This window comes from Bombella saccharophila (assembly GCF_026385475.1).
Classification (GTDB): Bacteria; Pseudomonadota; Alphaproteobacteria; order Acetobacterales; family Acetobacteraceae; genus Bombella; species Bombella saccharophila.
In genome coordinates this window covers 368,505-380,244 of record NZ_JANIDW010000001.1, presented here as the reverse complement: position 1 = coordinate 380,244, position 11,740 = coordinate 368,505, and the positions used below count along the sequence as shown (strand labels likewise).

The 11,740-nt window shown below is 54.5% G+C and carries 8 protein-coding genes; 3 read left to right on the top strand and 5 right to left on the bottom strand.

All coding sequences use genetic code 11. From position 1 onward, the window contains the following. The first annotated feature begins 82 nt into the window (after positions 1-82). On the top strand, positions 83-640 hold the full coding sequence (thpR, locus tag NQF64_RS01685; protein ID WP_266106266.1) for an RNA 2',3'-cyclic phosphodiesterase: 558 nt from the start codon (positions 83-85) through the stop codon (positions 638-640). A 9-nt stretch (positions 641-649) separates the two neighbouring features. Here the strand turns inward: thpR and NQF64_RS01680 are convergent, their stop codons facing one another. Together NQF64_RS01680 and NQF64_RS01675 are read right to left on the bottom strand one after the other, a co-directional pair. After that, a complete protein-coding gene (locus NQF64_RS01680) occupies positions 650-2,695 on the bottom strand; it encodes a lysylphosphatidylglycerol synthase domain-containing protein (RefSeq protein ID WP_266106265.1) in 2,046 nt (681 codons plus the stop codon). A gap of 1 nt (position 2,696) precedes the next feature. After that, entirely contained in the window at positions 2,697-4,313 is a 1,617-nt protein-coding gene (locus tag NQF64_RS01675) for a lysine--tRNA ligase (protein WP_266106264.1), read from the bottom strand. Positions 4,314-4,421: 108 nt separating this feature from the next. On the opposite strand from NQF64_RS01675, the gene NQF64_RS01670 reads away from it, so the two are divergent. After that, positions 4,422-7,352, top strand: coding sequence for an ATP-dependent DNA helicase (locus NQF64_RS01670; protein ID WP_457851388.1), 2,931 nt, complete (start codon positions 4,422-4,424; stop codon positions 7,350-7,352). Positions 7,353-7,470: 118 nt separating this feature from the next. Here NQF64_RS01670 and groL read toward each other — a convergent pair whose 3' ends face one another. Both groL and groES read right to left on the bottom strand, forming a co-directional pair. Next, the gene (gene groL, locus NQF64_RS01665) at positions 7,471-9,132 is read right to left on the bottom strand and encodes a chaperonin GroEL (protein WP_099026047.1); all 1,662 of its coding nucleotides are present in this window, start codon (positions 9,130-9,132) and stop codon (positions 7,471-7,473) included. A gap of 57 nt (positions 9,133-9,189) precedes the next feature. After that, entirely contained in the window at positions 9,190-9,480 is a 291-nt protein-coding gene (groES, locus tag NQF64_RS01660) for a co-chaperone GroES (protein ID WP_099026048.1), read from the bottom strand. Positions 9,481-9,777: 297 nt separating this feature from the next. Here groES and NQF64_RS01655 point away from each other — a divergent pair, with 297 nt between their 5' ends. After that, entirely contained in the window at positions 9,778-10,566 is a 789-nt protein-coding gene (locus NQF64_RS01655; RefSeq protein ID WP_266106262.1) for an SDR family oxidoreductase, read from the top strand. Between the two features lie 100 nt (positions 10,567-10,666). Here the strand turns inward: NQF64_RS01655 and NQF64_RS01650 are convergent, their stop codons facing one another. Beyond that, on the bottom strand, positions 10,667-11,563 hold the full coding sequence (locus NQF64_RS01650; protein WP_266106261.1) for an S-methyl-5'-thioadenosine phosphorylase: 897 nt from the start codon (positions 11,561-11,563) through the stop codon (positions 10,667-10,669). Between the last annotated feature and the right edge of the window lie 177 nt (positions 11,564-11,740).

Below are 11,740 nucleotides of genomic sequence, written 5' to 3'. Positions count from 1 at the left end.
AGTCTAAAGGGATACATCATCCCCAACCTATGCAAGATGTGGGGTCCTTCCTGTTAAAGTCAAGATAAACTACACTACCCCTATGTCTTTCCTCCTCGCTCTCCCCCTCTCCGCTACCATGCAAGACGAACTTAACATGCTGCGTGACAGCCTGGATGAGGTACGCTGGCTCCCGCCTGCACATTGTATGATTCCTCTCTACACTTTGGGTCGAATCACCGCACGCCATGCTTTGGAAGAGCTAGATGCCACGCTCTCCCATCTCCACTGGGAGCCTTTTTCCATCACCTTGCAGGAAGTCGGTCATCATTTAGGGGACGTTGAAGATACGCTCAGCGTTGGGATAACGCCCAAGCAAGCACTCATTACCTTCCAAAAGAAGCTCTCAACCTTACTAAGACGCGCTGGTTTTGCACCATCGCGCCGCCCCTTCATCCCCGCAATGACCATTGCACGGCTCGACCCCGCCGCCCCGACCGACCTTATGACATGGGTGCAGCGTCATAACCTCTTCCGTAGCTCACCTATGATGGTTGATCGCCTCTATTTGATGGAACATCTCTTCTCTCAAGGAGAGGATCATTTCCAGCTTTTGGAGCAATATCCAGCCATCCCAGCTATGCTCGTCGGAGAGGTGTAGGAGGCGAGTTTAAAACCCTATGACTTTTCGTAAGGCTAGATAATCTTCTACATGGCAAAGGAGAAACCAGCCTTCTTCCCCCTCCAGGGAGAACGCCTCTAAGCCAATAGAGCGGTAAATATCTGCCTGCCTTGCACCATGTTGAAGAATCGCCAAACGACACCCTTCTTGCACCGCATAATCGCGTAATCGCCAAATCGCCCCAGCCCGTTGTTTAGAGGCCCCCACAGCGCCTCCCAGACATAACAAAATAGGCTCTGACAATAAGAAAAGCTGCAATTGAGTCATCGCACACGCAGCTTTACCCATTGCATCAAATATAATGCCATCTGGCGATAACCCACGCGCCAAAGGGACAGACAAAGCCGCACGTGCATCTTGCAAACAGGCATAACGAATCCTCATCGTCAAAGTCCATGGTTGCACATGCAAACGTGCCCGCCGGAGAGCTAGGCCGAACCCTAATAAACAACATAAAGCCGAGCCACCCAAAACCCAGCGGCCTATGGCTGTATGGGCATCATAAACCATCGCCCGCCACCAAATCGGCCCTAAATGATGTTGGCGTGCAATCCACCTCACCCCTGCCAAACCACAAAGCCATAAGGATAAAGGGGCAAGAATAAAGGGAGAACATGGCTCTACCCGCCAATAAGCCTGCCGGTAATAAGCGTTCCGAAACGGGATTAACGTTACTAACACAGCCATCACCACAGCAAACACGGCCCAATGGGCTTGCCGTAGCATTAACACCCCTACCGTGCCGCTCAACACAATCACCGAGAGCCGCCATGCCAGTGCAACCCGGCGCGAAAGCCCTGTGGAGAGGGCGATCAACACCACCCCAGCAACTACCAGAAGAAAGGCCGCACCTTGCATGAGCCCGCCTTCTAGAGAGGAACGAAACGCAGGGAGAGGCGTAAGCAGCCCATACAGCACCAATGCTACGCCTAATACAGCCTGACTGCCCGTTGCCACGATGGTAGAGAAGTCCCCCTCCGACGTACGCAACGCTTGGCTTGCCTCAACAACACGCCCAAAGCGCGCTAGGAAGGGAGCCCCGCGTACCATTAACTCATGCCCTGCGAACATCAGCCCAGCCACAAGTAAGGGGATAATGTAGTAAAATAGGCGAAAAACGAGGATGCCGCTCATAATATGGGGGATGGAAAACCACGGGGAGAGAGCCAGCATCATGGTGCTATCAAACACACCGAGGCCCCCGGGAACATTGGCCAAAAGCCCCGCTGTATAAGCCCCGATATAAATCGCGAGGAACCCGCCAAAGGTTAGGTTACATCCCGCAGGCAAAGGACCCATCACGCACCAGGCGATCAAAGCCGTGGCGGACATATCGGCCATACTCGCAAGAATCTGCCCCAGCCCGATACGCCATGTAGGGAGCGGCAAAGTCCATTTATAAAGCGTTATCTCACGCTTCCAGCATGGGATGAGCACATAAGCCAGCAAAACAGCAAAGCAACCACCCCCGGCAAGCTTAGGCACCCAAAGCGGCATCGTGCGAATATAAGGGATAATGCCCGGCTGAGTGAGCAAAATAACCCCAACTAAGCCAATCATCCCCAGCCAATATGTAATTGAACAAAACGCAACGATGGAGGCAATCTTTCGCCCCGATACGCCCCAATTGCGATACAGCCTATAGCGCACCGCCGTGCCTGATATCGCAGCGCAGCCTAGATTATGAGACAACACATAGGAGCAAAACGCCACAAAGGCCGAACGCCCCCATGAGACACCCGCCCCCACATGGCGACATGCAAGACCATCGTAAAACGATAAAATCCCATAAGAGAGCAGCGTAGCCCCCGCCCCCTCCCACAAACTAAGAGCGGGGATAGCCCGTAATCCCCCAATAATTTGGGGGAAGGAAAGATGCCGCACCTCACGCCACATCACAATAATGGCAGCAACCAACAGCACCAACCCGACCAATGCAGGCAGCCGAGTAAGCAACCGCCTTAACCATTTACCCTTTACAGAGCATGGCGTTTGGGCAGGCTCCTCCTGCGGCGTACCGGCATGCTCGGCCATCTTAGCCTTCAGCCTCTCCAGCATGGGCATCTACAGGGCGCGCTAGAGCTTCATCAATCAAAGCAATGGTTTCTTTCAGCCCAAAGAGTGCTGCAAAAATGCCAAAGCGCGGCCCTTCCTTCTGGCCCAGTAGGACCTCATATAAACAACCGAACCATGACCGCAGCTCTGGCTTGGCAAAATACCGCTTACCCACTTCAAAGACGACATTTTGCACATCATCCGGGCTGGCCGTCTCGGGTACAGTCTTTAGCGTGGCGGCAAGATCCTCCAACGCTTTGCGCTCTGTCTCCATTGGGGCACGGAAGACCTTTGTCGGGCGGACGCGTTCATTAAAATAATCCAACGCATGTTGCACCAACCGCGCCACATAAGGATGTGTCTCTGGCGAGAGAGACGCATCATAACGGCGCAGGAACTTCCATAACGTCTCCACCTCCCGCGCATTCGCCACACTAGCCAGATTCAACAGAGCTGTGAAGGAAACCGGGCTGGTATCTTGCGGGCGTAACGTCCCATCATGCACAAACCAAACCGGATTAGAGCGGAACTCCTCCGCTGTTTGCTGCTCGCCCTTTTGCACAAGAGCCAAATATTCATCCGTAGCACGCGGAATCATATCGGTGTAAAGCCGCTTCGCCCGCGTAGGTTGTTGGAACATATAATGCGCCAAACTTTCCGCCGGGCCATAGCGCAGCCACTCCTCTACCGAGAGGCCATTACCTTTGGACTTACTAATCTTCTGCCCATGAGCATCAAGGAACAGCTCATAGGTCAGATTTAGCGGCGGCTCTTTTCCCAAAATACGGCAGATTTTGGATGAAAGCTTCACACTATCGATGAGGTCCTTACCGGACATCTCGTAATCGACCCCTAAGGCGTACCAGCGCATGGCCCAATCCGCCTTCCATTGCATTTTGGCCTGGCCGCCATACACAGAGGTCTCAAAGCTCTTGCCGTCCTCATCCTTCCAAGCCACTGTACCAGCATCAGGATTCACACTGATGATGGGCACCTGCATGACACGGCCCGTCTCTGGATGGATGGGCAGCACGGGGGAATAAGTCGCGCGGCGTTCCTTCCCCAATGTAGGGGCGATGACCTCAATAATGCGATCATGCTCCTCCAGAACACGCTTCAAAGCCGCATCGAAAATGCCGGAGGTGTAATAATCAGTGGCTGAGGCGAATTCGTAATCAAAGCCAAAGGCATCTAAAAACTGACGCAGGCGAGCATTATTATGGGCCGCAAAGCTTTCATGCGTACCAAAAGGATCAGGAATACGTGAGAGGGGCAAGCCGAGATGCTCTGCCAACATCTCTTGTTGTGGCACATTGCCCGGCACTTTACGCAAAGCATCCATATCATCAGAGAACGCCAAGAGCCGGGTCTTACGGCCTGTAAGCTCCTCAAATGCCTGACGAACCCATGTTGTCCGCGCTACCTCGCCAAATGTGCCAATATGCGGCAGACCAGAGGGGCCATAACCTGTCTCCATCAAGACCGGTTTGCTAGGGTCCCTCTCTGCCACTCGGGCGGCGAGCTTGCGGGCTTCCTCAAACGGCCAGAGCTTGGGAAGGGACGAATCAGTCTGAGAAGACGGTGAATGTTTTGTCATAATCCCACGGTAATTATGAAGCCACACTCTACGGGTCAAGTATCCTAATGCGAGGGAGGCATGTCTTCTCTCTCGCAGAAAAGACCATTCGCGTGTATGGTAGCAGCAATGCCCAGCCTTTTTCACTCCTTTTTTGATGCCCCGGCTCTCATTGCCCGCCATGGCTTATCCTCCCTCATCACACCTGATGGGGAAATGCTGGACTTACCGTTAGAGGAGCTGCGCAGCACATTACGCCAGCTTCCCCCGCCTTTGCTCATCCACGGCCCGGCCACGCTACGCCTGTTGGACCTCCCGCCAGAACCCCCACCAGCCCCGTGGTTAGACCTGCTGGAGCTTTTCCTTCTCATTCATCCTGCGCGTAATGTTACCCCTACCGCCCGTGGCCTCGCCTTAGAGCTTGGCCTCATCGCCCCCGAGGATACACAGCCCCTCCAAGCTGATAGCCTTTATGAAATCGCGCAGAAGCTGCTTGATGACCTCCCCTCGCGTCCACCTCATCACCTTGCCACAATTCGCCTCCTTCTTCCCTCCCTAAAGCAAGCAGGGTGGAGCTGGCATGACATCGTCACACAGGCCCTTCCGCCATCGCCTGACACAACACCCCCCAACCGCGCGCAAGAGATTGATGCGCTGAAAATATGGAAACGTCTCCCCCAATGGGAGGAGCGCGCGCCTCGCCCCCAAGCCGCTAGCCAACCGGTGGACCCGCAAGAGGCCCGCAAACGCCTCGCCACCTTGCTCGGTCACACGGCAGAGCCACGGCCCGGCCAAGCGGATTTTGCCTCCGCTGCCAGCTATGCTTTTGCCCCACGCGATATTGCCAACGCCCCCAACATCATGTTGGCCGAGGCTGGAACAGGCACAGGCAAAACGATGGGCTATATCGCCCCAGCCAGCTTATGGGCGGAAAAGAACGATGGGGCGGTATGGGTCAGCACCTACACACGCCATCTACAACGCCAAATTGAGCAAGAACTCACCCGCCTCTATCCCGACCCAATAGAGCGGCGGGAGCAAGCCGTCATCCGTAAAGGACGTGAGAATTATCTTTGCCTTTTAAACTTGGAAGACCTCACAAATGCGTGGCTTAACCGCCCCCCGCATGAGCAACATGGCCTTATCCCACTTATCTTTCTCGCCCTTTGGGCTGAGCATACGCAGGATGGTGACCTCATGGGTGGCGACCTCCCCGGCTGGTTTGGGGAGCTGTTTCAACGTGGTTTATTAAATATGCTGGCAGACCGGCGCGGTGAGTGCATCCATTCGGCCTGCCCACATTATCAAAGCTGCTTTATTGAGCATGGCATACGCCGCGCCCATCATGCCCAATTCGTCATCGCTAATCATGCGCTCGTCCTCTCCCAAGCGGCATGGAATGCCCTCCTCCCCCAAGAGCTTGCCCCCGGCAATTTGCCCGATGAAAACGGCATCCCCTCCCGTTATGTATTTGATGAAGGCCATCACATCCCCGATGCCGCCGATAGTGCCTTCTCCCTCACCTTCTCCGGGTTAGAAACCGCAGAGCTACGGCGTTGGATTCTCGGTGCGGAAGGGAGCCGCTCTCGCGCACGCGGCTTATTACGCCGGATGGAGGACCTCATAGAGGCTCTCCCTGCCCTAAAAGACCCCTTCCAAAAACTGGTCTATGCCACGCAGCAAGGCTTACCCCGCCCCGGTTGGAGCGACCGGCTCCATGAGGCACGGCAAAACCGCCTCAATGCTCCTATTATGGAAGCCGAGCATGAAGCCAACCTAGATGATGCCGCAGCACAACAACCAGCAGAGGCTTTTCTCCAATCTCTTGATACCCATCTTGATGCCCGCTTGGCAGAAATCAGCCTACAAACACGAGGCGAGCATGGAGCCTATGCACGGCAAGAATGTGACCTCCACCCCATTCCCCCGACTCTGAAAGACCAAACCGAGGCCCTCCTTACCGCTCTGCAAGCGATTGTCACCCCACTTGATGACATCCTGCGTATTCTTCGCGAGGCGTTGGAAGACCAAGAGGAGCTCGACACCGCTTTTCAACAACGGGTGGAAGGCGCAATACGCAGCCTCTACCGCCGTGCCCTCTCCCGTTTGCAGGGGTGGATTAGTATGTTGCGCTCTATCCTTGCAAGCTCTCCCCTCAGCCCAACACTCCCCACCTTTGTGGACTTCATCCATCGCGAACCCTTACCCACGGCACGCTTTGGGCAAGAGGGGCATGACATTGCCCTCAACCGCCATTGGTTAGACCCTACCATCCCCTTTGCCAGCACACTGCAAAGCACCACCCACGGGCTGCTTATTACCTCTGCAACATTGCGGGACCGCAAAGCTGATGATGATGAAAAAGACGGCTGGGAACGCGCTGAAAGGCGGCTAGGGACGACGCATTTCCTCAAGCCGCCTATGCGGGCTTCTTTAATGAGTCCCTTTGATTACGCCCATCAAACCCGCGCTTACATCATTACCGACCTCGCCAAAGGCCCTGCCGCGCAGGCGCAAGCCTTCCAAGCCCTTTTTGAAGTTGCTCATGGCGGCGCGTTAGGGTTATTTACCGCCATTAATCGGCTTAAAGAGGTTCATCGCCGTATTCATGAACCTTTGGGGATGAAACACATCCCCCTCTATGCCCAGCATATTGATGCGATGAATAACGCCACCTTGGTGGATGTTTTCCGCACCGAGACCAATAGCTGCTTACTCGGCACAGATGCGATGCGCGATGGCGTGGATGTCCCCGGTGAGGCCCTGCGTATGGTCGTGTTAGAGCGCACCCCTTGGCCACGGCCCGATATCCTCCACCGTGAACGCCGCCGCCATCTCTCCGGCGGCAGGCCGGGTGATTATGACGACCTCATCACCCGGATGCGCCTACAACAAGCCTTTGGGCGGCTTATTCGCCGTGCGGATGACCGCGGCGTGTTCATTATTTTAGACCGCCGCATGCCCTCCCGCTTACTCTCCGCCTTCCCCGAGGGAGTGCCCATCCAAAGGCTCCCTCTTGCTGAAGCGTTGGAGGATATTAATGGGTTTCTTAACCCATAACGCACAAAAACAACGCATGAAAAAAGCCCCGCTCCGGCAAGGAACAGGGCTTTTCTTTTGACCTGTCGTGACAGGTGGCCATCCCGGCCACATGACCGGGATGGGGAAGAATGAGCGATTAGAAGCCGCCCATACCCCCCATGCCACCCATTCCGCCCATGCCACCCATACCGGCACCAGCAGCATCATCGGACTTCTTCTCCGGACGCTCGGCAACCATAGCCTCGGTGGTGATGAGCAGGCCAGCAACGGAGGCTGCATCTTGCAGAGCCGTACGCACAACCTTTGTCGGGTCGATAATACCAGCCGCTACGAGGTCCTTATACTCACCCTTCTGAGCATCAAAGCCCTCGTTATAGTTGCTCAGCTCCAGCACCTTACCAGCAATCACGGCACCATCTTCACCCGCATTATGGGCAATCTGACGCAGCGGAGCTTGAAGAGCCTTGCGCACAATATGGGCACCAGCGCGCTGATCGTCATTCTCGAAGGAGAGATCATCAAACAGCAAGCTTGCACGGGCCAGAGCCGTACCACCACCGGGGACGATGCCTTCCTCAACCGCAGCGCGGGTTGCGTGCAGGGCGTCATCCACGCGGTCTTTACGCTCCTTCACCTCAACCTCGGTGCTACCACCAACGCGGATGACAGCAACGCCACCAGCAAGCTTAGCCAAACGCTCTTGCAGCTTCTCGCGGTCATAATCGGAGGTTGTGGCCTCAATCTGAGAGCGGATTTGTGCACAACGGCCCTTGATAGCCTCTGCCGCACCAGCACCCTCAACGATGGTGGTGTTCTCTTTATCGATATGCACCTTCTTGGCTGTGCCAAGCATATCCAGCGTTACAGATTCCAGCTTGATGCCAACTTCCTCAGAGACAACCTGCCCACCTGTGACGATGGCGATGTCCTCCAGCATAGCTTTGCGGCGGTCACCAAAGCCCGGAGCCTTCACAGCAGCAATCTTCAAGCCACCGCGCAGCTTATTGACAACCAGGGTTGCCAGAGCCTCGCCATCCACTTCCTCAGCGATAATGAGCAGCGGACGGCCAGACTGAACGGCACTCTCCAACAGCGGCAGCATCGGCTGAAGGGAAGAAATCTTCTTCTCATGAATCAGGATGTAAGGGTTTTCCAAATCAGCGGTCATCTTCTCCGTGTTTGTCACGAAGTACGGGGAGATATAACCGCGGTCGAACTGCATGCCCTCAACAACATCAAGCTCGGTATGCAGACCCTTGGCCTCTTCTACCGTGATAACGCCCTCATGGCCGACTTTCCCCATAGCTTCGGAGATCATCTTACCCACTTCGGACTCACCATTGGCAGAGATTGTGCCAACCTGAGAAATCTCATCCTGAGAAGAAATCTTCTTAGTGCGGTTTTTCAGCTCCTCCACAACACGCAGAACAGCTTTATCAATCCCGCGTTTGAGGTCCATCGGGTTCATGCCCGCAGCGACAGCTTTAGCCCCCTCACGGATGATAGCCTGAGCCAGAACTGTAGCTGTTGTGGTACCATCACCAGCAACATCATTGGTCTTAGAGGATACCTCACGCACCATCTGCGCGCCCATATTCTCGAACTTATCAGCAAGCTCGATCTCTTTAGCGACAGAGACACCATCCTTAGTGATGCGCGGGGCACCGTAGCTTTTATCCAGCACGACATTGCGGCCTTTAGGGCCGAGTGTCACCTTCACAGCATTGGCGAGAATATCCACACCACGGAGCATACGCTCACGAGCATCTGCACCAAATTTTACGTCTTTAGCAGCCATAATAATATCACTTCCTTAAACAAAGGTCAGAACAGGATTTAAAGAGAGGGCGCAGCCTTAGCCAACAACGCCAAGAATGTCGCTCTCTTTCATGATCAACAGGTCTTCCCCATTGACCTTCACCTCAGTGCCGGACCATTTGCCAAAGAGGACACGGTCGCCCACTTTAACATCCAACGGCACAACCTGGCCTTGCTCGTTACGGGCACCAGAGCCAACAGCGAGAACCTCGCCTTCCATTGGCTTTTCCTTAGCGGTCTCAGGAATGATAATGCCACCAGCGGTTTTTTCCTCACCATCTAGGCGACGGACCACTACACGGTCGTGAAGGGGACGAAATTTCGTCATGGATCACTCCATTCTAGGCTGGCCCTTCTCATAAAGCAGCGCAGCCGGGTTATTGCGCTCAATCTAGCAGCGCACCAAGAAAACTCCCCATTTTGTGGGGCGAATGAGAGATAGTGATGCCCTCTAGCAGCGTCAAGCAGGAGAGAGGCGTCCTTATGATGTTTTTTAATCGTTATTGCCTTTTAATATCTATTATTCATTAGATTTTCTTATTCTATGTCAAACACCATCTCCCTCTTGCGCTCCTCTCCGAGAGGATGAATGGTGTGAAGGTCTTTTAAAAGGGGGAGCCAGATTATGGACCTACATCTTACGCGCCGCTCGGCCATTATTATGGGGGGTAGCCAAGGGCTGGGACTAGGGGCCGCCCTAGCCCTTGCAAAAGAAGGGGTACGCCCTTATCTCCTCGCTCGCAATGAGGCGACCCTCCAACAGGCTGCAACAAAAATCACGGCTGAGACAAGCATCACACCACAGTGGCATAGTGTAGATTTTGCCTCTCAAGAGAGTGTCCAAACGTGCCTCAAAACCTTAAAAGCAGATTTGCCAGAAGTTGATATTATCATCGGCAATGGCGGCGGCCCGCCCCTTGGCCCTGCAACAGAGTGCGACCCAGCCCTATGGCAGCAAGAAGCCACAACCATGCTGCTGCCCATTATGCAGCTTGTCAGCCAATATCTACCGGGGATGAGGCAACGGCAATTTGGGCGCATCCTTATGATTTCCTCCACCAGTATTGTGGAGCCTATCCCTAATCTTGTTCTCTCTAGCGCGTTACGCTCTGCTTTGGCGAGTTGGGGCAAAACGCTTGCGCGTGAGGTAACGCAGGATGGCGTGACTGTTAACACCATTCTCCCCGGTCGGTTTGAGACAGAACGCACTGCAACGCTCAATAAAATCCGTGCCGAAAAAGCGGGGATTCCCCTCGCAGAGTTTCGCAAACAAAAAGAAGCTGGGATCCCCGCAGGCCGTTATGCCCAGCCTGAGGAGTTCGGCCATCTCGTAGCATTTCTCGCAAGCCCGCTTGCCGCTTATATCACCGGGACGCGCATCCCGATTGATGGCGGCTTGCTCCACGGATTTTAGGCCCCATTCATCCTAGAAAAAGATAGAAAAAGCCCCTCTGCTTACAATGGAACAGAGGGGCTTTTCTACAGCGTCATTCCTGCATCATCACAGGCTGGACTTAGCCCATCAAAACACGGCCTGCGACCGCATCCAAGCGTGAAATAGCCGCAAAATCCCGTGCTTCTGGCGGGGTGATAATGGCGTTATCCAACGCACGCTCTGCCGCACCGGGGCCTGTGCAAATAGGCCGCGGCTTCCCAAGGGCAGGAATAGCGCGGCGGACAAGCTCCCGCGCATGGGTGGAGTTGCTCTTCATCGTCCGAATTACAGCCTCCACCGTGACATGCTCATGCTCCTCATGCCAGCAATCATAATCCGTCACCATCGCAACGGTAGCGTAGTTCATCTCTGCTTCCCGCGCGAGGCGTGCTTCTGGCATGTTTGTCATCCCAATGACAGACGCCCCCCAAGAGCGATAAAGCTCACTCTCGGCCCGTGTGGAGAATTGAGGCCCCTCGATCACCACATAAGTCCCGCCCTTCGTGACGGAAATATCCAGCTTTTCAGCCTCCTCAGCTAATGTTTTAGCCATTCGTGCTGAAACAGGCTCACCCATGGCCACATGGGCCACGCAGCCTTCCTCAAAGAAGGTCCGGGGACGGCCTTGTGTGAGGTCGATAAACTGATCAACCAACACAAAATGGCCGGGAGCTAAATCTTCCTTCAAAGAGCCAACAGCGGAAAGGGAAATAATATCCGTCACACCTGCACGTTTGAGCGCATCAATATTAGCACGATAATTCAAACGGGAAGGTGGGATAGGATGCCCACGGCCATGGCGTGGTAAAAAGACGCATCGCACACCCTCCAGCGTGCCAAAAAGCAGCTCGTCCGAAGGCTTACCCCATGGCGACTCACAACGACGCCATTCCCGGTTTTCCAGCCCATCAATCTCATAAAGGCCGGAGCCTCCGATAACACCAATGACAGGCTCGATTGTATCTTCTGCAACCATAAATCCTCACTCCATCCTGCCTAAACCCGGCCTGGCTGATAAGCTCTCCATAGCCCCCTACCAAGCTGCTGACAGTCCTTTCTCAGATAACGAAGAGTTTTTCAGAAGAGCAACCCTAAAATCAAGAGTTAAAGACGATCTTCTATCTCTCTTCACCTTTTACAGCATGGGAGAACA